19 protein-coding genes and 2 tRNA genes are annotated in these 23,889 nt (G+C 69.1%); 20 read left to right on the plus strand and 1 reads right to left on the minus strand.

All coding sequences use genetic code 11. From position 1 onward, the window contains the following. Window positions 1-595: 595 nt before the first annotated feature. The 16 genes from dnaN (at window position 596) to EGT67_RS20120 (ending at window position 18,727) form a co-directional block, all read left to right on the plus strand. Window positions 596-1,780, plus strand: coding sequence for a DNA polymerase III subunit beta (gene dnaN, locus EGT67_RS20045; protein WP_127917851.1), 1,185 nt, complete (start codon window positions 596-598; stop codon window positions 1,778-1,780). A gap of 71 nt (window positions 1,781-1,851) precedes the next feature. Beyond that, entirely contained in the window at window positions 1,852-2,757 is a 906-nt protein-coding gene (gene gnd, locus EGT67_RS20050; protein WP_127917852.1) for a phosphogluconate dehydrogenase (NAD(+)-dependent, decarboxylating), read from the plus strand. Then, window positions 2,757-3,983, plus strand: coding sequence for a DNA replication/repair protein RecF (recF, locus tag EGT67_RS20055; RefSeq protein WP_127917853.1), 1,227 nt, complete (start codon window positions 2,757-2,759; stop codon window positions 3,981-3,983). Before gnd ends, recF begins: the two co-directional genes overlap by 1 nt. Next, the gene (locus EGT67_RS20060) at window positions 3,980-4,525 is read left to right on the plus strand and encodes a DUF721 family protein (RefSeq protein ID WP_127917854.1); all 546 of its coding nucleotides are present in this window, start codon (window positions 3,980-3,982) and stop codon (window positions 4,523-4,525) included. Before recF ends, EGT67_RS20060 begins: the two co-directional genes overlap by 4 nt. Window positions 4,526-4,639: 114 nt before the next feature. Continuing rightward, window positions 4,640-5,563, plus strand: coding sequence for a metal-dependent hydrolase (locus EGT67_RS20065; protein WP_127917855.1), 924 nt, complete (start codon window positions 4,640-4,642; stop codon window positions 5,561-5,563). Next, complete coding sequence (locus tag EGT67_RS20070) at window positions 5,560-6,681, plus strand: PDR/VanB family oxidoreductase (RefSeq protein WP_127917856.1); 1,122 nt, start codon at window positions 5,560-5,562, stop codon at window positions 6,679-6,681. Before EGT67_RS20065 ends, EGT67_RS20070 begins: the two co-directional genes overlap by 4 nt. Window positions 6,682-6,706: 25 nt before the next feature. Beyond that, entirely contained in the window at window positions 6,707-7,630 is a 924-nt protein-coding gene (locus EGT67_RS20075; RefSeq protein WP_127917857.1) for an alpha/beta fold hydrolase, read from the plus strand. Between the two features lie 231 nt (window positions 7,631-7,861). After that, on the plus strand, window positions 7,862-9,898 hold the full coding sequence (gene gyrB, locus EGT67_RS20080; protein ID WP_127917858.1) for a DNA topoisomerase (ATP-hydrolyzing) subunit B: 2,037 nt from the start codon (window positions 7,862-7,864) through the stop codon (window positions 9,896-9,898). A gap of 221 nt (window positions 9,899-10,119) precedes the next feature. Next, complete coding sequence (locus EGT67_RS20085; RefSeq protein ID WP_127917859.1) at window positions 10,120-12,882, plus strand: sensor histidine kinase; 2,763 nt, start codon at window positions 10,120-10,122, stop codon at window positions 12,880-12,882. After that, window positions 12,879-13,319 carry a roadblock/LC7 domain-containing protein gene (locus EGT67_RS20090; RefSeq protein WP_127917860.1) on the plus strand — a complete coding sequence of 147 codons (441 nt, stop codon included), beginning with the start codon at window positions 12,879-12,881 and terminating at the stop codon, window positions 13,317-13,319. Before EGT67_RS20085 ends, EGT67_RS20090 begins: the two co-directional genes overlap by 4 nt. A 13-nt stretch (window positions 13,320-13,332) precedes the next feature. Next, entirely contained in the window at window positions 13,333-13,707 is a 375-nt protein-coding gene (locus EGT67_RS20095) for a DUF742 domain-containing protein (protein WP_127917861.1), read from the plus strand. A 16-nt stretch (window positions 13,708-13,723) separates the two neighbouring features. Beyond that, entirely contained in the window at window positions 13,724-14,275 is a 552-nt protein-coding gene (locus tag EGT67_RS20100) for a GTP-binding protein (protein WP_127917862.1), read from the plus strand. 207 nt (window positions 14,276-14,482) lie between these two features. Then, a complete protein-coding gene (gyrA, locus tag EGT67_RS20105; RefSeq protein WP_127917863.1) occupies window positions 14,483-17,002 on the plus strand; it encodes a DNA gyrase subunit A in 2,520 nt (839 codons plus the stop codon). Next, complete coding sequence (locus EGT67_RS20110) at window positions 17,003-18,343, plus strand: DUF3566 domain-containing protein (RefSeq protein WP_127917864.1); 1,341 nt, start codon at window positions 17,003-17,005, stop codon at window positions 18,341-18,343. A gap of 75 nt (window positions 18,344-18,418) precedes the next feature. Beyond that, window positions 18,419-18,492: transfer RNA gene (locus EGT67_RS20115), tRNA-Ile, on the plus strand. 162 nt (window positions 18,493-18,654) lie between these two features. Then, a tRNA-Ala gene (locus tag EGT67_RS20120) sits at window positions 18,655-18,727 on the plus strand. Window positions 18,728-18,901: 174 nt separating this feature from the next. On the opposite strand, the gene EGT67_RS20125 is transcribed toward EGT67_RS20120, so the two are convergent. Next, window positions 18,902-19,276 (minus strand): nuclear transport factor 2 family protein, encoded by a 375-nt coding sequence (locus EGT67_RS20125; protein WP_127917865.1) that lies wholly within the window; start codon window positions 19,274-19,276, stop codon window positions 18,902-18,904. Between the two features lie 712 nt (window positions 19,277-19,988). On the opposite strand from EGT67_RS20125, the gene EGT67_RS20130 reads away from it, so the two are divergent. The 4 genes from EGT67_RS20130 (at window position 19,989) to EGT67_RS20145 (ending at window position 23,886) form a co-directional block, all read left to right on the plus strand. After that, the gene (locus EGT67_RS20130; RefSeq protein ID WP_127917866.1) at window positions 19,989-20,612 is read left to right on the plus strand and encodes a DUF8020 domain-containing protein; all 624 of its coding nucleotides are present in this window, start codon (window positions 19,989-19,991) and stop codon (window positions 20,610-20,612) included. 234 nt (window positions 20,613-20,846) lie between these two features. Beyond that, the gene (locus EGT67_RS20135; protein ID WP_241566151.1) at window positions 20,847-21,341 is read left to right on the plus strand and encodes a methyltransferase domain-containing protein; all 495 of its coding nucleotides are present in this window, start codon (window positions 20,847-20,849) and stop codon (window positions 21,339-21,341) included. Then, window positions 21,338-22,597 (plus strand): TetR/AcrR family transcriptional regulator, encoded by a 1,260-nt coding sequence (locus EGT67_RS20140; RefSeq protein WP_127917868.1) that lies wholly within the window; start codon window positions 21,338-21,340, stop codon window positions 22,595-22,597. The genes EGT67_RS20135 and EGT67_RS20140 overlap by 4 nt, the downstream gene beginning before the upstream one ends. Window positions 22,598-22,626: 29 nt before the next feature. Further along, a complete protein-coding gene (locus EGT67_RS20145) occupies window positions 22,627-23,886 on the plus strand; it encodes an alpha/beta fold hydrolase (RefSeq protein ID WP_127917869.1) in 1,260 nt (419 codons plus the stop codon). The last annotated feature ends 3 nt before the right edge of the window (window positions 23,887-23,889 follow it).

Below are 23,889 nucleotides of genomic sequence, written 5' to 3' on the forward strand. Positions count from 1 at the left end.
GTGAGAGCTCGAGACGCGGCCGCTCGAGACACTGGCCGGCGTCGCCGATCACCGAGATCCGCACGGAGTTTTCCGTGCGGATTTCGCTGTTTCACGGTGACTCGAGACACCATCCGAAAGAACTCACACCTGTGGATAGGTGTGTGAATACAGCGGTGCGGCTAGTGTGTAATCGTTGTGGACAACCGGTGGACAATCGGTGGAGTACCGGTGGACAGCTGGGGAGTGTCTCGAGGTATCCACAGATTCGCCCGTTTTGTCCTCGAGTGCGTCCTCGAGAAGTCCCCAGGTCTCGAGGAGGTGGGACCAGCGGATTCGGCCGTCGATCCACAGATTCCACAGTGCCTATTACTGTGATTGGAATCTTCTCGAGAGAAGTTCTTTGAAAACAGGCGCTGTGAACAACCGGCTCGGAGCCGCCTGTTCACAGCCCGTCTCGAGGTGTCTCGAGGCGCCGGCGCCCGCTTTCCAACACGGCCGTTCAACGCATACGGTGTCCCCTGGCCGCTGTGTCAGACTGCTAGCGCAGCCTTTGCAGCCTTCGTGCGCAGCTGCTGCCGATACCACCGCGCCTACCGAGAGGAACACCCGAGCAATGGAGCTTGGAAGCATGAAGTTTCGCGTTGCTCGGGAGGACTTCGCCGACTCCGTCGCCTGGGTCGCGCGCAGCCTGCCGTCCCGGCCGCCCGTGCCGGTTCTCGGCGGTGTGCTGCTCGGTGCCGACGAGCAGGGCCTGACCGTTTCCGGGTTCGACTACGAGGTGTCCGCACAGGTCCGCGTCTCCGCCGAGGTCACCACGACCGGCCAGGTGCTGGTCTCCGGCAAGCTGCTCGCCGACATCACCCGCGCGCTGCCCAACAAGCCCGTCGACGTGACCGTCGACGGCACCCGCGTGCTGATCACGTGCGGCAGCGCCAAGTTCTCGCTGCCGACCATGCCGGTCGAGGACTATCCGCAGCTGCCCTCGATGCCGCAGCAGACCGGCTCGCTGCCCGTCGACCTGTTCTCCGAGGCCGTCAGTCAGGTCGCCGTCGCCGCGGGCAAGGACGACACGCTGCCCATGCTCACCGGCATCCGCGTCGAGATCGAGGGCACCAACGTCGTGCTCGCGGCCACCGACCGCTTCCGGCTCGCGGTCCGTCAGCTGGAGTGGATGCCGACCGCCGGCGACGTCTCGGCGGCCGTGCTGGTTCCGGCCAAGACCCTGTCCGAGTCCGCGAAAACGCTGGGCGGCAACACGCTTTCGCCCGTCGAGCTCGCGCTGGGCGCCGGGTCGTCGGTGGGCACCGAGGGCATGCTCGGTATCGTCGCGGACGGCCGCCGCACCACGACGCGCCTGCTCGACGCCGAGTTCCCCAAGTTCCGTCAGCTGCTGCCGGCCGAGCACACCGCGATGGCGACCGTCGAGGTCGCGCCGCTGGTCGACGCGATCAAGCGCGTGGCCCTGGTCGCCGAGCGCGGTGCCCAGGTGCGACTCGAGTTCAACGGTGACGGGCTGCTGCTGTCCGCCGGTGGCGACGACGCCGGCCGCGCCGAGGAGTCCCTCGAGGCCGATTTCCAGGGCGAGCCGCTGATCATCGCGTTCAACCCCGGGTACCTCATCGACGGTCTGTCGTCGCTGCACTCGGACCGCGTGTTGTTCGGCTTCACCACCCCGAGCCGTCCCGCCGTGCTGCGCCCGGCCGGCGAGGAGGCGCCCGAGCACGGCGAGTCCGGCACGTTCCCGGCGCCCGAGAGCGAGTACACCTACCTGCTGATGCCGGTCCGCCTGCCGGGCTGATCCACGCGTCCGGCCGCCGGCGTCGCCTCGGAGCCCCGCTCGAATCACCACTAGTGGAGGGACATCTCACGATGCAGCTCGGACTGGTCGGACTCGGCAGGATGGGTTTCAACATGCGCGCTCGGTTGCGGGCGCAGGGGCACGACGTCGTCGGCTACGACCCGCGTCCGGAGGTCTCCGACGTCGCCTCGCTCACCGAGCTGGCGTCGGCGGTGACCGCGCCGCGGGTCGTGTGGGTGATGGTTCCGGCCGGGGAGATCACCCGGAACGCGATCCGTGAGCTGGCGTCCGTGCTGGGCTCCGGTGACCTGGTGATCGACGGCGGGAACTCGCGCTACGCCGACGACCGGACGCACGCGGACCTGCTGGCCGCTGCCGGCATCGGGTATCTGGATTGCGGTGTCTCCGGGGGTGTCTGGGGGCTCGACGAGGGGTACGGGCTGATGGTCGGCGGCGCGGACACCGACGTCGCACGGGCGATGCCGATCTTCGACGCGCTGCGCCCGGACGGGGAGCGCGCCGGGGGCTTCGTGCACGCCGGACCGGTCGGGGCCGGGCACTACGCCAAGATGGTCCACAACGGGGTCGAGTACGGGCTGATGCAGGCGTACGCCGAGGGCTACGAACTGCTCGAGGCGCAGGACCTGATCACCGACGTGCCCGGCGTGCTGCAGGCGTGGACACACGGCACGGTCGTGCGGTCGTGGCTGCTGGAGCTGCTGGTCAAGGCGCTCGCCGAGGATCCCGAGTTCGCCCGGATCTCCGGGTACACCGAGGATTCCGGTGAGGGCCGCTGGACGGTGCAGGAGGCGCTCGACCGGGCGGTGCCGGCCCCGGTGATCTCCGCGGCGCTGTTCGCGCGGTTCGCGTCGCGGCAGGCCGATTCACCGGCGATGAAGGCGGTCGCGGCGCTGCGCAACCAGTTCGGTGGGCATGCCGTGCGCGCCGCCGACCGGGGAACGGCGACCGAGACCTAGTGTTCGTCCGCAAGTTCTCTCTCCGTGACTTCCGGTCGTGGGACGCCGTCACGGTCGACCTCACGCCCGGCTGCACCGTGTTCGTCGGACGTAACGGGCACGGCAAGACCAACCTGCTCGAGGCGCTGGGGTACCTGTCGACGCTGTCGTCGCACCGGGTGTCGACGGACGCGCCGCTGATCCGGGCGGGCGCCGCGCAGGCACACGCGGGTGCACTGGTGGTCAATCACGGCCGCGAGTTGGGCATCGACATCGCGATCAACGACGGGAAGGCCAACCGCGCCCGGATCAACCAGTCCCCGACCCGGCGGCCGCGGGAGATCGTCGGCATCCTGCAGACCGTGCTGTTCGCGCCCGAGGACCTGTCGCTGGTGCGCGGCGACCCGGGGGACCGGCGCCGGTTCCTCGACGAACTGCTCACCTCCCGGATCCCGCGGATGGCCGCGGTCCGCGCCGACTACGACAAGGTGCTGCGGCAGCGGTCGGCGCTGCTCAAGACCGCGAGCGGCGCCCTGCGTCGGGGCGCGCGCTCGTCGGACGGCGCGAGCGCCCTTGCGACCCTTGATGTCTGGGACGGTCATCTCGCAGCGCACGGCGCACAGCTGCTGGAGGCGCGGCTGCGGCTCGTGCACGACCTGGCTCCGCACCTGGTGACGTCGTACCGGTCGCTCGCGCCCGAGTCGCGGCCGGCGTCGGTGCGCTACAAGAGCAGTCTGGGCACCTCACTTCCTCCCGAATTGCTCGATCCGACAAGGGAACCCGAGCGCGACGACGTCGAACTGCTGGAGGCGAGCTTCCTGCACGAGCTGTCGGTGATGCGGCAGCGGGAGATCGAGCGCGGGGTGTGCCTGGTCGGCCCGCACCGCGACGACCTCGAGCTGTTCCTCGGCGATCAGCCCGCGAAAGGCTTTGCCAGCCATGGTGAGTCGTGGTCGTATGCGCTGTCGATGCGGCTCGGCGCCTTCTTCCTGCTGCGGGCGGACGGCAGCGACCCGGTCCTGATGCTCGACGACGTCTTCGCCGAGCTGGACCGCAAGCGCCGGACCGCGCTGGCGGGCGTCGCCGCCGCGGCCGAACAGGTCCTCATCACGGCCGCCGTGTCGGAGGACGTCCCCGACGAGCTGTCCGCCACCCGCTTCGGGGTGGCGGCCCACGACACCGACCACGGGCGGATCTCGCAGATCACGCCCGTCGGCGGGTTCACCACGACGGGAGGTGAGCGGTGACCGGCACCGAACCGGAGCAGCCGGAACTGAAGGGCATCGACCTGGCCCGGCGCGCGCTCGAGGAGGCGCGGGCGGCCGCCAAGGCGAAGGGCAAGTCCGTGGGGCAGGGACGCTCGTCGCCGCGCACCGGCGGCGTGCGCGCGCTGCGGTCGCGGCGCCGTTCCTGGTCGGGATCGGGCCCGGACGAGCGCGACCCGCAGCCGTTCGGTGCGCTGGTCAACGCCGTGGCGAAGCAGCGCGGCTGGTCGTCGCAGGTGTCGGAGGGCACCGTGCTGGGCCGGTGGGCCGACGTCGTGGGTCCGGACATCGCGTCGCACGCGCAGCCGACGGGGCTGCGCGACGGCGTGCTGAGCGTGTCCGCGGAGTCGACGGCGTGGGCGACGCAGCTGCGGATGATGCAGGCGCAGATCCTCGCCAAGATCGCCGCGGCGGTGGGGCACGGCGTGGTGAAGTCGCTGCGGATCACCGGTCCGACCGCCCCGAGCTGGCGGAAGGGCGACCGGCACATTCCGGGACGGGGCCCGCGGGACACCTACGGCTGACCCCTGGTTTTACCTATAACTGGGTGTTACAGTTACGGCTACTTCGTCGAGTGAACTGGGTCACTATGTCGCCGCGCGTCGGCGGCGACCCCGCGTGAGTAGCTGGGAGCAGTCATGGCGGTCACCTCCGTAGCGCGCACCGTCGCGACCGAGTCGGACCAGCTCGAGCCCGACCACATCCTGTTGCAGGCCCGGAACGTCGAATTCGACTGGGCCGACCTGCCGATGCACTGGATGCCCGGCGATCCGTTCACCACGCACGTGTTCAACGTCCTGCACATGCTGTTGCCGGCCGGTGAGGAGTGGTTCGTCGCCACCTACAAGGAGGCGCTGCCGCTCATCGAGGACGAGAAGCTGCGCGAGGACGTCGTCGGGTTCATCGGCCAGGAGGCGATGCACGCCGGCGCCCACACCGGGGTGCTCGAACACCTGAAGGCCAACGGGCTGGACCCGACGCCGTACACCGACCAGATGCACTGGGCGTTCCAGAAGCTGTTGGGGCCCAAGCCACTCGTGGGCCGGCGCGGGCAGAACCATCTGATCGAGCGCCTCGCGATCATCGCGGCCGTCGAGCACATCACCGCGTTCCTCGGCGACTGGGTGCTCAACGCCGACGGCCTCGACCGCGCCGGGATGCACCCGACCATGCTGGACCTGCTGCGGTGGCACGGTGCCGAGGAGGTCGAGCACCGCTGCGTCGCGTACGACGTCATGCGCTACTTCGACAAGCGCGAGTCGCGGCGCATCCGCACGCAGATCATCGTCACGCCGATGATCGTGTGGCTGTGGGTGCGCGGCACCCGCTTCCTCATGCGCAACGACCCCGAACTCCGGAACTGGGCGCCGAGCCGCCGCCGGCCGCGCTACTCCGACTTCCGCGCCTCCGGGCGTCGTGGAACCCTGCCCACGACAATCGAATTGGGCAGGCGCATGTCGGCGTACTTCCGCCGGGACTACCACCCCGGCAAGGAGGGCTCGACGGCGCAGGCGGTGGCCTACCTCGCGGCGTCGCCCGCGGCGCGGGCGGCGGCACGGTGAAGTTGCCCCGCGTGCGCGACCTCCTGACGCGGCAGGAGGCACTGACCCGACCGGCGCCGCCGGCCGATCTGCAGGGCCGCGACCGGCCCGATCGTGCGATGGCGATCGTCGAGGCCGTCGCCGACAAGTACCTGCGGGTGCTCTCGGCCTACGACTACGACCCCCTCGTCGCCGGGCACAACCCGGACACCGCGATGACGCTGGTCGTCACCGAGCGCACGATCGTCGCGGAGGACGAGAACGTCGCGTCCCTGACGTTCGCCGCCGTCGACGGCGGCGACCTGCCGGCCTGGCAGCCCGGGTGCCACCTCGACTTCCATCTCCCGTCGGGCCGGCGGCGCCAGTACTCGCTGTGCGGCGATCCGGCCGATCGGCGGCACTACCGGATCGCGGTGCGGTCCATCCCCGACGGCGGGGGCGGGTCGATCGAGATGCACGGGCTGGCGCCCGGCACCACCGTGACCGTGCGGGGGCCCCGTAACGGCTTCCCGTTCGTTCCCGAGGGCGGCGCGCTGTTCGTCGCCGGCGGCATCGGCATCACCCCGATCGTCGCGATGGTGCGCGCGGCCCGCCGGACCGGAATGGATTGGTATTTCGTCTATTCCGGGCGCTCACGCGAGTCGATGCCGTTCCTCGACGAGATCGCGACGTGGGAACCCGAGCGGGTGTTCGTGCGCCCCGACGACGAATACGGTCTCCCCACCGCCGACGACCTGCTGGGTCGGGCGCCGGTCGGGGGAGCGGTGTACTGCTGCGGGCCCACGCCGATGCTCGACGCCGTCCGTGGCGGCTTCGCCGACTCGGGCGCCTCCGCGCTGCACTTCGAGCGGTTCGGGCCGCCGCCGGTGCTGGGCGGCGCACCCTTCGAGGTGCAGTTGGTGAGCACTGGCGAGGTCCTCGAGGTGCCCGCGGACGAATCCGCGCTCGCGGTGATCAGGGAGCGGCAACCCGGCGTCGGGTACTCGTGCCAGCAGGGCTTCTGCGGCACCTGCAAGGTGCGGGTGCTGTCCGGCACGCCGGACCACCGCGAGAACCGACTGACCCCGCAGGAACGGGAGGACCACATGCTCATCTGCGTCTCCCGCGCCGACGGCGACCGCCTGATCCTCGACCTCTGAAAATGTAAGCCCGGGAGGAACTTCCATGAGTTTGCTTCGTCCGCAACCGCACATCGTCGCGCGCGGCGACGTTCGGCTGGCCGTGTACGAGCAGGGCAACCCGGACGGCGAGACGCTCGTGCTGGTGCACGGCTGGCCCGACACCCACGACCTGTGGCGGCACGTGATCCCACACCTGGCGGACCGGTTCCGGATCGTCAGCTACGACACCCGCGGCGCCGGCGCCAGCACCGCCCCGACCGCGGTCTCGGCGTACGCGCTGCCCGAGCTGGCGCGCGACCTGTTCGCGGTGATCGACGCCGTCAGCCCCGACGCCTCGGTGCACGTGCTCGCGCACGACTGGGGTGCGGTGGAGACGTGGGAGGCGGTGTGCGAGCCCGGCGCGGGGGAGCGGATCGCGTCGTACACGTCGATCTCGGGACCGAACCTCGACCACCTCGGCGCGTGGATGCGGCGCCGGCTCGCGCAGCGCCGCCCCGCCGGCCCGCTCGCGCAGGCCGCGGCGTCGGGGTACACGCTGCTGTTCCAGGTCCCCGTGGTCGGCACCCTGCCGTTCCGGCTGGGCCTGTGGCGGATCTGGCCGACGTTCCTGAGGTTCTTCGACCGGCTGGATCCGGCGCTGGTGCGGCCCGCGCCGACGTTGCGCGCGGACATGATCACCGGGCTCAAGCGCTACCGCGCCAACATCCGGCCGCGGCTGCGCAGCCCGCGGGAGCGTCGCACCGACGTCCCCGTCCAGCTGATCCTCAACCGGCGGGACCTGGCGGTCCGCCCGGTCGGCTACGAGGACACCGAACGGTGGGTTTCCGACCTGCGCCGCAGCGAACTGCCCGCCGGGCACTGGTCGCCGATCTCGCACGGTCGCGACGTCGCCCGGCTGACGGCGGCGTTCGTCGACGATCTTCGAGCCGGGAGTGCACCGGAGGGTGATGCGGTCGGTTCCGCGTAGGGTTTCACCCTTCCGGGGCCGAGAAAATTCGTCTGTGAGGCAATCAGGGCCGTGTTAGGCGCCTTGTATGTCGGTGCGGACACGTAAGATGGTCGAGTAACTAGCGGCGAATCTCGACACACCGCTCGCGGTGCCCCGTTGTGCGTGACTGCATCCGAACGCGGTCACTCTTCCTCGGAGCGCGGTGCGGGGCCGTGTCGGCACAGTACGGAGAAGGAGAGCTACCCACCCGTGGCTGCCCAGAAGTCAGACAAGAGCAACACATACGGCGCTTCCTCCATCACCGTTCTCGAGGGGTTGGAAGCCGTCCGCAAGCGTCCCGGTATGTACATCGGTTCCACCGGTGAACGCGGCCTGCACCACCTGATCTGGGAGGTCGTCGACAACTCGGTCGACGAGGCGATGGCCGGCTACGCCAGCAAGGTCGAGGTGACCATGCTCGAGGACGGCGGCATCCAGGTCGTCGACGACGGCCGCGGTATCCCCGTCGCGATGCACGCCTCCGGCGCCCCCACCGTCGAGGTCGTCATGACCCAGCTGCACGCCGGCGGCAAGTTCGACTCCGACGCCTACGCGGTGTCCGGCGGTCTGCACGGCGTCGGCATCTCCGTCGTCAACGCGCTGTCGACAAAGGTCGAGGTCGACATCAACGTCGACGGCTACCACTGGTCGCAGACGTACGACCATGCCAAGCCCGGTCCGCTGGTGCAGGGCGAGCCGACGTCCGAGACCGGCACCACCGTCCGGTTCTGGGCCGACCCGGAGATCTTCGAGACCACCACCTACAACTTCGAGACGGTCGCCCGCCGCCTGCAGGAGATGGCGTTCCTGAACAAGGGCCTGACCATCACCCTCACCGACGAGCGCGTCGCCGAGGAGGAGATCACCGACGACGTCGTCTCCACCACGGCCGAGGCCCCCAAGACGGCCACCGAGACCGAGGAGGAGGCCGCGGCGCCCAAGGCGCCGAAGGTCAAGTCCCGCGTCTACCACTACCCGGGCGGCCTCGAGGACTACGTGCGGTTCATCAACCGCACCAAGCAGCCGATCCACAACTCGGTCGTCGGATTCACCGCGAAGGGCACCGGCCACGAGCTCGAGATCGCGATGCAGTGGAACTCCGGCTACTCGGAGTCCGTCCACACCTTCGCCAACACCATCAACACCCACGAGGGCGGCACCCACGAGGAGGGCTTCCGCGCGGCGCTCACCTCGGTGGTGAAGAAGTACGCGAAGGACAAGAAGCTCGTCAAGGACAAGGACCCGGAGCTCACCGGCGACGACATCCGCGAGGGCCTGGCCGCGATCATCTCCGTGAAGGTCGCCGAGCCGCAGTTCGAGGGCCAGACCAAGACCAAGCTCGGCAACACCGAGGTCAAGTCGTTCGTGCAGAAGGCCTGCAACGAGAACATCTCGCACTGGTTCGAGGCCAACCCGGCGGACGCCAAGACCATCGTCACCAAGGCGGTCTCGTCGGCGCAGGCCCGCACCGCGGCCCGCAAGGCCCGTGAGCTGGTGCGGCGCAAGAGCGCCACCGACATCGGCGGCCTGCCCGGCAAGCTCGCCGACTGCCGCTCGAACGATCCGAGCAAGTGCGAGATCTACATCGTGGAGGGCGACTCCGCAGGCGGCTCGGCCAAGTCCGGCCGCGACTCGATGTACCAGGCGATCCTGCCGCTGCGCGGCAAGATCATCAACGTCGAGAAGGCCCGCATCGACCGCGTCCTCAAGAACGCCGAGGTCCAGTCGATCATCACCGCGTTCGGCACCGGCATCCACGACGAGTTCGACATCAGCAAGCTGCGCTATCACAAGATCGTGCTGATGGCCGACGCCGACGTCGACGGCCAGCACATCGCGACGCTGCTGCTGACGCTGCTGTTCCGGTTCATGCGTCCGCTCGTCGAGCAGGGGCACGTGTACCTGGCGCAGCCGCCGCTGTACAAGCTCAAGTGGCAGAAGGGTGCCGCGCCGGACTTCGCCTACTCCGACCGGGAGCGCGACGGCCTGCTCGAGGCCGGTCTGGCGTCGGGCAAGAAGATCAACAAGGACGACGGCATCCAGCGCTACAAGGGTCTGGGTGAGATGAACGCCAAGGAACTGTGGGAGACCACGATGGACCCGAGCGTGCGCGTCCTGCGTCAGGTCACCCTCGACGACGCGGCGGCCGCGGACGAACTGTTCAGCGTGCTCATGGGCGAGGACGTGGAGGCGCGGCGCAGTTTCATCACCCGCAACGCCAAGGACGTCCGCTTCCTAGACGTGTAGGTGCTCCGCACGTCCAAGTGACCACCGCGCCGAGCCGGGCCGATGTGATGTCAATTACATTGGTGCCCGGCTCGGCGCCGTCACTGTGACAAGGAGCACCTAGACTCCGGAACCGCCTGAGGGTCTGTCTCGACTCCCTCCGGCGAATTCGTTCTGTGGTCCGGGGGTGGGCTGTAGCACGGCAAGTGGTGCCGGACCTGGGTGGAAAGTGAGCTTGGACGATGAAGACCCAATCGCCGCCTGGCAACAGGCTGGGGAGGCTGTGGAACCTCGAGGGCTGGGGCCTGCGCTGGAAGGTCGGCGCGGTGGTCGCGATCCCGATCACCGTGGCCATGGTGCTCGGTGGTCTGCAGGTGCAGGACCAGTTCAGTCGCGCGATGCACTTCCGCGAGGCCGCGGACCGGGTCGACGGTGTTCCTGACATGGTCACCCTCAGCACCGACTTCGCCCTCATGGTCGCCGGCTACACGGCCGGCTCGTTCAAGGAGTCCGACTTCAAGGACTTCGAACAATCGATCGTGGACGCTCGGGCCGCCGCCGAGAATCCGGCGTTGCCCGACGATCTGGCCGACCTGGTGCGATCCTCGGTGGCCACCGTCGAGGACGTCGTGGCCGAGATCGAGAGCGGCAAGGTGTCCAGCCAGGACCTGCCGGCCAAGTCCGCGAAGGTCACCGCCGACCTGATGCGTGTCGTCGACGAGATCGTCGGTCCGATCGACGACCCCGCGGTCGTCGTCGCCTACCGCCAACTCCTGGACCTGGGGTCCGCGCAGAAGAGCCTCGCCGACCAGGTCGCCGGAATGATGGTTCACGTCGCGAACCCCACCGTGCCGCCGTACGAGATGATCGAGGCATCGGGCGCCGAGTTGGCGACGGTCGACTCGATGATGCGCGCGTACCCGGAATCGGCACCTGTGCTGCAGCAGATTCGAGATTCCGGAGAGGCGCGGTACAACCTGGTCACGACCGCCAAGCTCGGTCAGATGCCGCACTTCGAGCTGCGTGATCACATGATGGAGAGCGTCAACAACTACACCGCGCTCGTCGGGGCGACATCCAACGCCATCGCCGACACCGTGGCCGTGCGCGCCGACGAGACGACCGCGGAAGCGGTGCGTACCGCCGCGGTGGTGCTCGCCACCCTGATCGCGACGATCACGCTGGCCATCCTGGTCGCCCGGTCGCTGGTCCGTCCGATCCGCCGGCTCAGGCGCAAAACCCTCGAGGTTGCGAACGCGGGCCTTCCCGACGCGATCGAACGGATCAAGGACGGCGACGAACTCGCGATCACCGACTTCGAACCGATCCCGGTGACCACCACCGAGGAAATCGGCCAGCTCGCGCGCGCCGTCGACGACATGCACGGTCAGGCACTGCGGCTCGCCGGCGAGCAGGCGCATCTTCGTCTCCAGATCGGCGACATGTTCGAGACCCTCGCCAGGCGAAGCAAGTCGCTGGTCGACCAGCAGCTGGGCCTGATCGAGAACCTCGAGTTCGAGGAGAAGGACCCCAAGCGACTCGAGAGCCTGTTCCGGCTCGACCACCTCGCGGCCCGCATGCGCCGTAACGGCGACAACCTTCTCATCCTCTCCGGTAACCGGATGCACAGCGCGCAGTCCGCCCCGGTGCAGCTCGCCGACACGGTGCGCGCCGCGATGTCCGAGGTCGAGGAGTACCAGCGGGTGCAGCTCGGGGCCACCCCGCCGGGCGCGTTGAGCGGTGCCGCCGCAGCCGACGTCGTGCATCTGATCGCCGAATTGCTCGACAACGCGCTGCGGGCCTCCCCGCCGGACAGCAGGGTGAAGATCACCTTCGCCCGTGCGGTCGACGGCGGCGTGCTGATCGAGATCGCCGACCGCGGAATCGGTATCCCCGCAGAACACTTCGCGGAGATCAACAATCGTCTCGCCTCGGGTGGTGCGGTCGGCCCGGAGACTGCCCGGCACATGGGCCTGTTCGTGGTCGGCCGCCTCGCGGCCCGCCACGGGCTCACAGTCCGCCTAAGGCGGACGTACGATACGCACACCGATCAGGGCGTCACCGCGAGCGTGCACCTGCCCGACACCCTGCTGGTCTCGCCGTTGGGGGAGATGCCGCCGACCGGCTCGATCCCGCGCATGGACACCGGCGGGCTGCCGCAGGTGACCATCCTCCCGTCCGGCGCGATGCCGCAACTGGTCATCGACCCGGCCCGGCAGGAGAGTCCGCCCGCGATGAACCCGCCCGCCGCCCCTCCGCGGCGGACTCCCGGGGCGGCGGCCCTGCCGCAGCGGACTCCCGGGGCGGCGGCCCTGCCGCAACGGATTCCGGGCGGCGGCGTTCCCGCACCGCGCCCGGTGAATCCGGCTCCCGCACCGCCGGCTCCCGCGCCGCGCCCGATGGATCCTGCGCCCGCGCATAACGAGCCGACGGAGTATTTCCCGGCGCCCTCGGCGCCGGCACCGACACCACCGCCCTCGTTCGAGCCCTCCGCTTCGGTTGTCGCGGGGCTCGGCTCGACCGAACCCGCGAGTGCCGAGACCGTCGACGAAACGCAGCGGGTGCGTCGTCACCGCTACCTGAACAACGCCGCCAAGACGGCGTCGTTCTTCCAGGCGCGCCCGAATCCGGCTGCAACCCAGGACGTTACGGCCACCGGAACGCCGATCTTCTCCGGCATGGTCACGGACTGGCTCACGGATCCGACGGAGTCGGGGAACGAGGGACAGTTCCAATGGAAGTCGGCGGCCGACGAGGGCTGGAGCGCCGCACACCGGGCCAGCGAGTCCCCGGTCGAGGCCCGGACCGAATCGGGTCTGCCGCAACGCACGCCGGGGCATCGGCTGGTGCCGGGCGGGCTCGACACCGGCGGCAGGGGCGCGCACCGTCGGCGGCTGCGTGATCCTGAGGCAGTCCGTGAGAATCTGAGCCGCCACCAAAAGGGAACTCTCGAGGGCCGTGCAGCGAGCTCGGCCGAGCGCACCAACATCGGAGGAGACAGATGAGCATCGATCAGGGATACGAGTCGAACGGGGCGTCGGTCTCCGGCGGTCCTCGCCCGCTCGACTGGCTGGTCTCGAACTTCGCCAGGGACATCCCGGGCGTCTCGCACGCCGTGCTGGTGTCCGCGGACGGCCTGCTGATGGCGAGCAGTGCACACCTCCCGGTCGATCGTGCGGAGCAGCTCGCGGCGGTCACCTCCGGACTCGCGAGCCTGTCCGTCGGCGTGTCGAACCTCTTCGACGGCGGCGGCGTCCTGCAGTCGGTCGTCGAGATGCAGCGCGGCTACCTGCTGCTGATGAGCGTCGGGGACGGATCGCACCTGGCCGCGCTGACCTCCTCGTCGTGCGACATCGGACAGGTCGGATACGAGATGGCGTTGCTCGTCGAGCGGGTCGGCAGCTCCGTCGAAGCCACGCCGCGGTCGATGCCCGGAACCTGACCGGACGGTGGACATGAACAACGAGTACGCCGAGGCGAGCGAGCGCGGACCGAACCTGGTGCGCCCGTACTCGCTCACCTCGGGCCGGACGAAGCCGGCAGTGGAACTGGCGCTGGAAGCCCTGATCCAGGCACTGCCGCTCAGGGACTACCAACTGCCGGACCTGGGAGACATCGAGGCGACGATCATCGCGCTGTGCGCGCAGTCGCCGTCGGTGGCCGAGATCGCCGCCCGGGTGGGCGTCCCGATCGGCGTGGCGCGGGTGCTCGTCGCCGATCTCGTCGAGGCCGGTCATGTGCGGATCCTGGCAACCCTGCAAGAAGACGCGAGCGACAGCGAGCGCCGCGAACTAATCGAAAGGGTCCTCGGTGGACTACGGAACATCTAGCCCCGAGCGCGATCGGGTGACCTCGACCAAGATCGTCATCGCGGGTGGCTTCGGTGTGGGCAAGACGACGTTCGTGGGCGCGGTGTCGGAGATCGTCCCGCTGCGGACGGAGGCTCTGGTCACCAACGCTTCCGACGGCGTGGACAATCTCGCGGCCACCCCGCAGAAGTCGACCACGACCGTGGCGATGGACTTCGGCCGCATCAGCCTGGCGCCGGACCTGGTCCTGTACCTGTTCGGAACGCCGGGGCAGCAGCGGTTCTGGTTCATGTGGGACGACCTGGTCCGCGGTGCCATCGGGGCGATCGTGTTGATCGACACCCGCAGACTCGAGGAGTCCTTCGCCGCGGTCGACTACTTCGAGGCCCGTGACCTGCCGTTCGTGGTCGCGATCAACGAGTTCGACGATGCGCCGCAGTATCCGCTCGAGGAGATCCGGCAGGCGCTCGCGGTGTCTGCGCACGTGCCGATCCTTTCCATCGACGCACGCAATCGGGAGTCGGCGAAGGGTGCGTTGGTCAAGATCACCGAGTACGCGCTCACCCGCCTCGGGTCGACGGTCGGGTAGCGCCGGCCGCCGCCTCCCTCGCTGCCGCGCCCGACTCGACGACGAATGTCGGACATTGAGCGAGTGCTGCCGGGTTTGGCTGACCTGCACCTATTAGACTTGAGGGGTTGCGTGTGCGTGGCACCGGAGCCATCGAACTCCAACGCTTCGCGCGCCCCGGGTCCGCAGGCTCTACCAGGACCGATTTGCTGAGAAGAAGAGGAGCCGATGACTGACACCACGTTGCCGCCGGAGGAACCGGGGCACGACCGCATCGAGCCGGTGGACATCCAGCAGGAGATGCAGTCGAGCTACATCGACTATGCGATGAGCGTGATCGTGGGCCGTGCGCTGCCCGACGTGCGCGACGGCCTCAAGCCCGTGCACCGCCGTGTGCTGTACGCGATGTACGACAACGGCTACCGCCCGGACCGCGGCTACGTGAAGTCCGCCCGCCCGGTCGCCGACACGATGGGTAACTACCACCCGCACGGCGACAGCTCGATCTACGACACCCTCGTGCGCATGGCGCAGCCGTGGTCGCTGCGCTACCCGCTCGTCGACGGCCAGGGCAACTTCGGTTCCCGCGGCAACGACGGCGCGGCCGCGATGCGTTACACCGAGTGCCGGATGACGCCGCTCGCAATGGAGATGGTGCGCGAGATCGATCACGACACAGTCGATTTCGTTCCCAACTACGACGGCAAGACGCAGGAGCCGACGGTTCTGCCGAGCCGGATCCCGAACCTGCTCGTCAACGGTTCCGGCGGCATCGCCGTCGGTATGGCCACCAACATCCCGCCGCACAACCTGCGTGAGGTCGCCGAGGCCATCTACTGGGCGCTCGACAACCACGAGGCCGACGAGGAAGCCACCCTCGAGGCGGTCATGGAGCGGGTCAAGGGACCGGACTTCCCGACCTCCGGCCTCATCGTCGGCGGCCAGGGCATCCAGGACGCCTACCGCACCGGACGCGGCTCGATCCGCATGCGCGGTGTCGTCGAGATCGAGGAATCCGATCGCGGCGCCACCCAGATCGTCATCACCGAGCTGCCGTACCAGGTCAACCCGGACAACCTGATCACCTCCATCGCCGAGCAGGTGCGCGACGGCAAGATCGCCGGCATCTCCAAGATCGAGGACCAGTCGTCCGACCGCGTGGGCATGCGCATCGTCGTCGTCATCAAGCGTGACGCCGTCGCGAAGGTGGTGCTCAACAACCTCTACAAGCACTCGCAGCTGCAGACGAGCTTCGGCGCGAACATGCTGTCCATCGTCGACGGCGTCCCGCGGACGCTGCGTCTGGACCAGATGATCCGCCTGTACGTGGCTCATCAGCTCGAGGTCATCGTCCGGCGCACCCGGTACCTGCTGCGCAAGGCCGAGGAACGGGCTCACATCCTGCGCGGTCTGGTCAAGGCGCTCGACGCCCTCGACGAGGTCATCGCGCTCATCCGCGCGTCGCAGACCGTCGACGTCGCCCGGACCGGCCTGATGCAGCTCCTCGAGGTCGACGAGATCCAGGCCGACGCGATCCTCGCGATGCAGCTGCGTCGCCTGGCCGCCCTCGAGCGCCAGAAGATCATCGACGAGTTGGCCGAGATCGAGCGCGAGATCGCGGACCTCAAGGACATCCTCGAGAAGCCCGAGCGTCAGCGCGCGATCGTCCGCGACGAGCTCGCCGAGATCGTCGACAAGTACGGCGACGACCGTCGCACCCGGATCATCGCGGCCGACGGCGACGTCACCGACGAGGATCTCATCGCCCGCGAGGACGTGGTCGTCACGATCACCGAGACCGGGTACGCCAAGCGCACCAAGACCGACCTCTACCGGTCGCAGAAGCGCGGCGGCAAGGGCGTCAAGGGTGCGGAGCTCAAGCAGGAAGACATCGTCAAGAACTTCTTCGTCTGCTCCACCCACGACTGGCTGCTGTTCTTCACCACGAAGGGCCGCGTCTACCGGGCCAAGGCGTACGAACTGCCGGAGGCGAACCGTGCCGCGCGCGGCCAGCACGTCGCGAACCTGCTCGCCTTCCAGCCGGACGAGAAGATCCAGGGCATCATCCACATCAAGTCGTACGAGGACGCGCCGTACCTGGTGCTCGCGACCCGCAACGGCCTGGTGAAGAAGTCCAAGCTGGCCGACTTCGACTCGAACCGGTCGGGTGGCATCGTCGCGATCAATCTGCGCGACGAGGACGAACTGGTCGGCGCGGTGCTGTGCTCGGCCGACGACGACCTGCTGCTCGTCTCGGCGAAGGGCCAGTCGATCCGCTTCTCCGCGACCGACGAGGCGCTGCGCCCGATGGGTCGCGCGACGTCCGGTGTCCAGGGCATGCGGTTCAACCAGGACGACGAGCTGCTGTCGCTCAACGTGGTTCGGGACGACACGTACCTGCTGGTGGCGACGTCGGGCGGTTACGCCAAGCGCACGCCGATCGAGGACTACGTTGCGCAGGGTCGCGGCGGTAAGGGTGTTCTCACCATCCAGTACGACCCGAAACGTGGCACCCTGGTCGGTGCGGTCATCGTCGACGACGAAGACGAGTTGTACGCGATCACCTCGGGTGGCGGTGTCATTCGCACCGCGGCCAAGCAGGTGCGCAAGGCCGGCCGACAGACGAAGGGCGTGCGGTTGATGAATCTCGGGGAGGGCGACACCCTGCTCGCGATCGCGCGCAACGCCGACGAACCCGAGGACGGCGCTGTGGGTGCTGCGGGTTCCGATGGAGCGAAGGAGTCCTAGTTGAGCACTCCCCGAAAGCCCGGCGAGCAGGGCGAGGGCGTCAAGGGCGACAACCCCGTGCAGGAGGCCGTCAAGGCCGCCACCGCCGAGTCCGTGGAAGCTCCGGCGTCCAAGGCTGCCGACGCCCCCAAGGCCGCCGACACTGCGAAGGCTCCGGAGGCCCCCAAGGCTCCGGAGTCCAAGGACGCCAAGGCATCCCAGCAGTCCGGCGGGTCGGCGGACCGCACGGCGGCCGCTGCTCCGGCGGACGCCGTGAAGGGTGCGGATCCGCAGAAGCCGGCGGCCCAGAAGCCGCCGCAGAAGCCGGGGGCCCCGACGCCGCCGTGGCAGCGGGGACAGCAACAGGGGGCGCCGAGGAACGACGCCAACCGCCCGGGCGCGCCGGCGGCGGGACCGGCCGCGGGCGGTCAGCCGCCCGCCGCTCCCGGTCAGCCGGGCACCCCGGCCGCCGCGCCGGGCAGCAACGGCGCCGGCAAGCCGCCGGCATCGGCTCGACCGGTCGTCACCGGCACGGCGGCCCCCAAGCCGCCCGCCCCGCCGGCGCAGCCGGGTACCCCAGCCCAGCACGCCCAGCCCGGCAAGCCCGTGGTCACGGGTACGGCCGCTCCCAAGCCCGCGGGTACCGCAGCCCCCAAGCCCGTGGTGACGGGTACGGCGGCCCCCGCACCGGCGCAGCCGGGCACTCCCGCCCCGAAGCCGCCCGCTGCGAAGCCGCCCGTCCCGCCGGCGCCCGGTGGGGCGGCGGGAGGCGGGGGCGATCGCCGGGCGGCGGCCAAGGCGGCCGCTCAGTCGAAGGCGGCGGTCCTCGACGGGCCCACCCGCAGCATCGCCCGCACCGACCTGGCGAAGGACATGCCGGACCTGTCGGAGGTCAAGCACCCGTCGCCGGCTCCGGCGCCCGGCGGCGCCGCGTCGGCACCCACCGGTGGTGCGCTCCGCAAGGCCGCGTCGGGGGCGCTGACGGCGACCGCGCCGGCCGACGGGAAGGGCCTGAGGGCCACGGTTCAGCTGCGCCGGGTCGACCCGTGGTCGACGCTCAAGGTGTCGCTGGTGATCTCGATCGCCCTGTTCTTCGTGTGGATGGTGGCCGTCGGCCTGCTGTACGTCGTGCTCGACGGCATGGGCGTGTGGGACCGGCTCAACAACGCCTTCACCGAGATCATCAGTGATTCGAACAGCGGCGGGCTCGTGACGTCCGGTCAGGTGTTCGGTTACTCGGCGCTCGTCGGGCTGATGAATGTGGTGTTGTTCACAGCTCTCGCGACGATCGGTTCGTTCATCTACAACCTGTGTTCCGACCTCGTCGGCGGTGTGCAGGTGACGTTGGCCGACCCCGACTGACCAGGCAAAACAGTGCCCTGCCGGAGCCGTTTTGGTATCTGCGGGTTCGGTGGGGTACTGTTCTGCTCGGTTCGAGGGCCTATAGCTCAGGCGGTTAGAGCGCTTCGCTGATAACGAAGAGGTCGGAGGTTCAAGTCCTCCTAGGCCCACTCCCACGTGCCGACGAAGGGGTTGCCACCATGAAGGTCATCCTGATCGCAGGAACCGGATTGCTGGTTGCACTCGGACTCGCCAAGTTGCTCTCCAAGCGACGCGGCACCGATGTCTGGCACGAGGTCACAAGTCGCTGAATCTGCGGAGTCAGTGCAGACGGGGCCTTAGCTCAGTTGGTAGAGCGCTGCCTTTGCAAGGCAGATGTCAGGAGTTCGAATCTCCTAGGCTCCACACCTGAAAGACGCCATCCCGATCGGGACGGCGTCTTTTTCGTTTTCCGGCCTGGCCCGCCTCCGACCACGGCCGGATGGTCACCGGAGCCTGCTGCGCGCGAATCGACGCGCGGCGCGGTCGATAGCGCGCGCGGGACGCCGTTCTGCGCGCAGCAGGGCGTCCGTGGTCGGCTCAGCCGGCGATCATGTCCTCAGGGCCCCACACGGCACGCATGCTGACGATCCTGCCGGCGTCGTCGAACTCCATGATGTCGATCGGGGCGATCTCGACGGTCTGGTCGCCCATCTTGGTGACCAGACGGAAGTGGAAGGCCGCCGTGTTCGCCGCGATGCGCAGCGTCACCAGCTCGGCCTCCTGCTCCAGGGGCTCGATGATCGCGTAGAACTCCCGGATCGACTCCCGGGTCGTACGAACCGGGCTGCCCACCGGGTCCTCCACCGTGGCGCCCTCGGCGTACAGCGCCAGGACGTCGTCGGCGGTGCCGGACGCGACCGCCTTGATGTAGCTCTCGACGGTGCTGCGGATGCTTTCGGGTGATGCGGCCATGCTGCTCCTCCTGGCTAGAACTTGTTCCAGTCGCGAGGGTATCCCAGGGGCACGGTGCACGCTCCGATTCCCTTGGTGACGTCGCGAATCCGAATGACCTCGAGGCTTCCGATAGAAAACGGACATTCGACCTACTCGTTCGGATACGATCACCGCGATCGCCGCTCGGAGCCCGCACAGGGCGAAGATCGGGGAGACTGAACCGCTCCGCGCACGGGGCGGCGGGTTCGGTGGCCGCCGGAGACGGTCGGACCACGTCCCACGGCTGTCGGGGCTGTCTCAGCGCATGTGGCACGGACGCTGCATGCGCTCGATCTTCGGTGACGATCGAGGCTGAGGTGGTAGGTGGCGCGTTCCTGGTGGGCCGTGGCGGTCGGCTCGCGGCTGACGCGGCGGGTGACGGGATCGGATGTGAGACGTGCGGCGACCGCGGTGCCGCTCGGGCGCGCATCCCCGGACCGGACTGCTGCGCGGGTCGCGAGCCTCGCCCACGACGATGGGTGAAAAGTGTTGATTCGCAGGGGTGACGACGAAGTGGCTCGGGTGGTCGAGATCGACGCGCTCACCTAGCCGCGCGCCTGGGGCCGAACTGCCCGAAGTTGCCGTGCATTCCGTGCATTCGGTGCAGGAATGGCTCGAAGCGAGGTCGGCGTCACATCCCGTTGGCTACGGTGGGCCGAAGCCCGTTTCGCCCGCCACCTCGGGAGCTGCCATGAAGCTCGGGAAGATAGTTGCCACAGCTACATTCGTTGCGACAGCCCTTGCTGTCGGCGCGGGAACGGCCTCGGCGGATCCGGCCGCGATCGTCGCCCCGGCAGCCACCGCGCGCGGCGCCGATCAGGGCGTCGGATACACGACCGCCGCGGACGCGCCCGGCGGCACGGTCACGACCGTGCTCGACGCCGGCACCTTCCGGGTCGAGGCCGACGGCGGTCAGGTGAGTGTCGTCCGTGACGACGGGGTCGTCGTCGGTTCGATCCCCTTGGCCTACCGGATCGACGGCCGGATGTTCCCGATCGCCGGCAGCGTCGGCGACGAGGGACGCACATTGACCCTGACGCCGCAGCAGAATCCTCTGCCGCTCAACCAGGTTCGGGTCGACGACCCGGTCGCGCAGCAGAAGCTGATCGAGGAAGCGCAGAAGAATCAGACCGGCGCGATCATCGGCAACATCGTCGGGTCGATGGTCGGGCTCGTGGTCGGTTGCATCGTCGGCGTGATCGGCGGTTGTATCCCGGGCGCGATCATCGGCAGTGTCGTCGGCGCGATGATCGGCATGGACATCCAAGGCGGTCCGCCGATGCGTCAGGCATTCATCGACTTCATAACACCTTGATGCACAACGGTTTCCGTTCGTAGAGCGCCTCTCGGCGAACCCCCGCGTCAAATTGTACCCGGGTGCATTCCGCGTAAACCGGTCCGGGAAAGCCTATTCCGCACTCAGAATGGTTCTGTGGACCAACTTGCGCGAGTGCCTCTTCGGGCGGTCACCCACGCCGTCACGACGGGGTGGGCGCGGATGGGTGCCGCGGTCTACGACCCGATGCCGGCCGCCGCCGAGCGACGCGGGATGGAGGCCCGTCGTCGGCGGGTGCGAACCGCGCGCCCGGACGCCGGGGCGATCGGGACGTCCGGGGACCGGTTGCCCGTCGCCGGCGGATCGGTGGACGCCGTGCGTGAGCACGCTCGTGTTGTGCACGGTGCCGGACCGGACGCGGTGCTCGCAGAGATCGTCCGGGTTCTGCGCCCGAATGGCAAGTTCCTGTTCTGCGAGCACGTACGCTCTGATGACCCGATTGCGGCGAGGTGGCAGGATCGCCTGGCCGGACCGTGGTCGGTGTTCGGGCAGGGATGCCGGTGCAATCGCCGCACCCTGTCTTCGATCGAGCAGGCGTTCGGGGGCGTCGAGGTCGATCGTGACGAGTGGCAGGGGATGCCGACTCTGGTCCGCCCATTGGTGATCGGGCGGGCCGTGCAGGGAACAACAGAGGACGGTCGTGCCGAGCGCTCGACCGGAAGCAATGACAAGCGGCCTGGGGTCGTGGAATCGGGGGGAACGAAGTGAGTCGAACGGGAAGGGCAGCGGCGTCGTCCGGCGTCGGACAGGAAAAGCCGGACAAACGTGCCGAAATCCTGGCGGCGACATCGGAACTGTTCGCGGCGAAGGGGTACACGGGTACCTCGATGCGGGACATCGCATCCGGCACCGGCATGCTGGCCGGAAGCCTCTACTACCACTTCGATTCGAAGGAGGCGCTGGCCGCGACGATGGTCCGCTCGCTGCGCGACGACATCGTCGCCGCGGCACAGGGTCCGGGGGAGTCGTCGGACTCGCCCGTCGACGCCATCCGCAGGTTCGCCCTCGACATCGCCGACGCGTCCGCGCGTCACCCCGGCGCACTCCAGGTGTGCCTGGGGGTGCCGGAGACGAAGGACGACGAACTGGCGAGGCTGCTGACGTCCGAGCCCAAGTGGTCGGAGAAGAAGTGGAACACGCTGGTCCGTGAGGCCTCGGACGCGGGCCTGGTGCGACCCGAGGTCGACACCCGGATCCTGCGGGAAGTGCTCCGCGTCGCCGAGACGTACAGTGCCACCCTCGCACCCACCGGATTCGCGGCCCGCAAGGTCGCGGGCTGCACGGTCGACCTGCTGTTCAACGGACTCGCGACCAAACCCGCCGACGGCGACCTGTCCGAATCGGAGGCCGCGCGCGTCGCGCGCAAGGTGATCGCGTCCTGGGACCGGGAGAATCCGATGTCCTTGTCCGACAAGCAGGATCGGATCCTCGACGCGGCCCGGTACGTGTTCGCCGAGCGCGGTTTCGACGCCACCACCACCCGCGACATCGCGAACGCCGTCGGACTGACCCAGGGCAGCCTCTACCACCACTTCGAGTCGCGGGAAGCGATCCTCGTCGCGATCCTGCAGAGCTTCTCGTCCCGGATGCGCGCGGCGCACCAGGAGATCGGTGCGGCCGGTGGGACGCCGCTCGAGACGCTCGACGCGCTCATCCGGATGCGCAGCGCGGCCGGCAAGCGGTTCGATCCCGAGGTGACCATCCTCAAGTCGTGGGCGATGCTCGTCAACAACGAGCACTTCGACTTCCTCATGCTCGACGGCCGAAAAGTGCTGCAGGTGTGGGACAGTGCGTTCACCGCGGGCGTGCGCGACGGCAGCGTCACGATGCCCGGCTCGAGTCGCCTGGTGTTCCAGTGTCTCGGTGAGCTGCTGTGGTGCACGCACGGGCTGCCCCGGATCTCGGCCGAGCGGCTGACGCGGTACAACCTCGAGACGACCCTGTGGGGTGCCTCGCCCAAGTAGCGGAGAACATGCGATCCGGGGAGGTCGGCATGATCGGAAGATGGTGTGTCGCAGCGGCGGCGGTGATCGGCGTGATGGTGGCCGGCGGTCCCACCGCCACCGCGGAGGTGGACTTCTATCGACCGCCGCCGCTCCTCCCCGGAGCGGCCGGGGACGTGATCCGGACCGAGCCGATGTCGTTGGTGTGGCAGGCCGGCGCCTTCCCTGCCGCGGCGACGCGGATCATGTACCGCAGCAACGACACCCATGGATCGGCCAACGCGGTCACCGGAACCTTCTTCGACCCCGCCCTGCCGTGGACCGGCCCCGGGCCGCGGCCCCTGGTGAGCATGGCCGCGGGCACCCAGGGCCAGGGCGACCAGTGCGCGCCGTCGAAGACGATCGGGACCGTGCTCCAGGTGGCGTCGCCGTCGAACGTGATCGCGTCGTACGAGGTGCTGTTCGTGAACGCCCTGCTCTCCCGGGGCATCGCCGTGGTCCTCACCGACTACGAGGGTCTCGGTACCCCGGGCCTGCACACGTACGTCAACCGGGCGGCGGAGGCGCACGCGGTGCTCGACGCCGCCCGCGCCGCGAAGCGCCTCCCGGGAACCGGGATCACCCCAGACGGCCCGGTCGCGTTCTGGGGGTACTCGCAGGGCGGCGGGGCGGCGGCCGCCGCGGTGGAACTGCAGCCCGAGTACGCGCCCGAACTCGACGTGCGCGGCGCCTTCGCCGGTGCCCCGCCCGCGGACCTGGCCGCGACACTCGAGCAGGTCGACGGCCGGGTTCTCGCCGGTGCCATCGGGTACACGCTGAACGGCATCGCGCAGGCGTATCCCGAGGCACGGTCGATGATCGAGGCCGAACTCAACGATCGCGGCCGGCAGATGCTCTCGGACGTGCAGAACATGTGTGTCGGCGAAACCCGGGCGCGGTACGGGTTCCAGCGCAGCGAGTCGTTCACGAAGACCGGCGAACCGCTCTCGGCGGTGCTGGCCCGGTATCCGCTCGCGAGCCGGTTGTTCGCCGATCAGAAGGTCGGCGACCGCACACCCCAGGCGCCGGTACTGATCGTGTCCGGGATCAACGACGACACCGTGCCCTACGAGCAGGCGCGGCGGCTCGCGCAGGACTGGTGCGGCCGGGGCGCGACCGTCCGGTTCAGCGAGAACGCCCTGCCGCGGATCAATTCGGGTACCGGCATCAACCATGCCGGGCCGTATCCGCTCGGGGCACCCGAGGCGCTCGCCTGGATCACCGACCGCTTCGCCGGCCTCCCGGCACCGAGTTCGTGCGGTGAGCTCTGAGAA

This window comes from Prescottella agglutinans, from assembly GCF_004011865.1.
GTDB lineage: Bacteria > Actinomycetota > Actinomycetes > Mycobacteriales > Mycobacteriaceae > Prescottella > Prescottella agglutinans.